Raw genomic sequence first — 2,641 nt, 5'->3', positions numbered from 1 at the left:
ACGCCCCTATCGGCCCGGGCCGCGGCGCTCGCCGCCGCCGCGCTCCTCGGCGGGGCCGTCCTGACCGCCTGCGGGTCGGAGGACGGTTCCGGCGACGACGCCACCGCCACCGGACCGACCGTCGTCGCCTCCACGAGCGTGTACGCCGACATCGCCGAACAGGTCGCCGGCGGCAACGCGACCGTGGAGTCGGTGATCTCCGATCCGACCGCCGACCCGCACTCGTACGAGGCGAGCCCGGCCGATGCGGCCGCGGTCACCGGCGCGGACCTCGTGGTCTACAACGGCGCCGGGTACGACTCCTTCGTGGACCGGGCGCTGGAGAACGCCGGGGATGTGCCCGTGGTCCGGGCGGTCGACGAATTCGAGCGGGTGACCGGTGGGACGATCGCCGGCCACTCGCACGACGGTCACGACCACGGAGACGAACACGGTGCCGAGGACGGCCACGATGACGAGCACGGGCACGACGACCACGCGCACGACGACAACGGCACGACCGGCTCCCACGAGGGCCACGAGCACGACTCCGACACCAACGAGCACGTGTGGTTCAGCCTGCCCACCGCTGCCGCCGTCGCCGAGCGCGTGGCCGAGGAGCTGGCGGCGATCGACGAGGCCAATGCCGAGGAGTACCGCGAGAACGCCGACCGGTTCGCCGACTCCCTCGCGCCGCTCGAGGCCCAACTCGACGAGATCCACGACCGCGGGCACTTCCCCTACGCCCAGACCGAGCGGATCGGCGCCCACCTGTTCGACGCCGCCCACATGGTCGACCTGACCCCGCGCGGGTTCCTCGCCTCGATCGAGGACGACACCGACCCCTCCGCCGCCGACCTGTCCGCGATGCTCGACCTGATGTCCGAGCGGGAGGTCGCGTTCCTCGCGTTCAACACCCAGACCGAGACCTCCGTGACCGCCCGGGTGCGGGACGCGGCCGAATCGGCGGATGTCGCCGTCCTGGACCTCACCGAGACCCTCCCCGAGGGCCTGGACTACACCGAGTGGATGACGCAGATCGTCGACTCGCTGTCCTCGGCCCTCGACGGCGCGACCCCGGTCGACGACGGCGGGCACTGACGACGGTGGACACGGACCAGGTGTCAGCCCACACCCGGGGCGGACCCGGCCCCGGGTCGGTCGTCTCCCTGGACTCGGTGACGGTCTCGCGAGGGGGGCGCACCCTCATCCGCGACCTCGACCTCGAGGTGGGGGCAGGGGAGTTCGTCGCCGTCCTCGGCCCCAACGGAGCCGGCAAGACGACGCTGCTCAAGGTGCTCCTCGGCGAACTCGCGCCCGATTCCGGCACGGTCCTCGTCGACGGACGCGCCGCGGGCGACCGCGGGACCCACCTCGGCTACGTGCCCCAGCAGAAGGCGTTCGACCCCGGGATCACCCTGCGCGGACGCGACCTGGTGGGACTCGGGATCGACGGCACCCGCTGGGGCCCGGGATGGCCGACGGGCCGCGGCGAGAAGCGCCGGGTGGTCGTCGACGCGCTGGACCGCCTGGGGGCGGGTCGCCTGGCGGACAAGCCCCTCGGACGCATGTCCGGAGGCGAGCAGCAACGTGTCAGGGTGGCTCAGGCCATCGCCTGCGATCCGTGCGTGATGCTCTGCGACGAGCCGCTCCTGAGCCTGGACCTCGCCGGCCAGCGCACCGTCGCCTCGGTCCTCGACCACCGGCGCCGCGAGCACGGCACCGCCGTCATCTTCGTCACCCACGAGATCAACCCGGTCCTGCCGATGGTGGATCGGATCGTCTACCTGGTGGACGGCCGTCACCGGATCGGCACCCCCGATGAGGTGTTCACCAGCGAGGTCATGACCGACCTCTACTCCTCACCCGTCGAGGTGTTGCGGGTTCGCGGGCAGATCATCGTGGTGGGCGACACCCAGCACCTGTGCGCCGAACCCTGGCCGGCCGGTCATCCCCACCACGACGACGCCCACCCCGCGCACGGAGCCTGAGCATGGACCGCCTACTCGAGATCGCCAGGTCGATCGCCGACACCGAGGTCACCGCACACCTGTTGCGTCAGGACTTCGTGATCTACGGTCTGGTGGCGATCGCGCTACTCGGTCTGTTGGCCGGGGCGATCGGGCCGTTCATCGTGATGCGGCAGATGTCGTTCTCCGTGCACGGGGCCAGCGAACTCGCCCTGACCGGGGCCGCCGCCGCCCTGTTGTTCGGCCTGAATCTCGGCCTGGGCGCGATCCTCGGATCGGTGGTGGCCGCGCTGATCTTCGGCCTGATGGGGACGCGCGCCTCCCAACGCGACAGCTCGATCGGTGTGGTGATGGCGTTCGGGCTCGGTATGGCGGTGCTGTTCATCCACCTCTACCCGGGCCGGTCCGGAACCAGTTTCTCGCTGCTCACCGGGCAGATCGTGGGCGTGTCCGAACACGGTGTGATCCAGATGGCGGTGGTCGCGGCGATCATCTGCGTCACGCTGGTCGCTCTCTACCGGCCGCTGGTCTTCTCCTCCGCGGACCCCGAGGTCGCCGAGGCCCGGGGCGTTCCCGTGCGCGCGCTCAACCTCGTCTTCGCGGTCCTGGTCGGGCTCGCGGCCGCCCAGGCGGTTCAGGTGGTGGGAGCGCTGCTCGTGCTCTCCCTGCTCATCACCCCGGCCGCGGCCGCC

The 2,641-nt window shown here is 71.4% G+C and carries 3 protein-coding genes; all 3 read left to right on the top strand.

Features of this window, described 5'->3' with window-relative positions; all coding sequences use genetic code 11:
• Positions 1-1,080 (top strand): zinc ABC transporter substrate-binding protein (locus G6026_RS11475; protein ID WP_182613251.1); only part of this gene is annotated, 1,080 nt, incomplete at its 5' end.
• A 68-nt stretch (positions 1,081-1,148) separates the two neighbouring features.
• Positions 1,149-1,970, top strand: coding sequence for an ATP-binding cassette domain-containing protein (locus tag G6026_RS11470; protein ID WP_231750577.1), 822 nt, complete (start codon positions 1,149-1,151; stop codon positions 1,968-1,970).
• 2 nt (positions 1,971-1,972) lie between these two features.
• On the top strand, positions 1,973-2,641 hold a 669-nt coding region (locus tag G6026_RS11465), incomplete at its 3' end, for a metal ABC transporter permease (RefSeq protein ID WP_182613250.1).

This window comes from Dietzia sp. DQ11-38-2 (genome assembly GCF_014145055.1).
Lineage (GTDB): Bacteria > Actinomycetota > Actinomycetes > Mycobacteriales > Mycobacteriaceae > Dietzia.
This window is presented reverse-complemented; position numbering and strand designations above follow the sequence as displayed.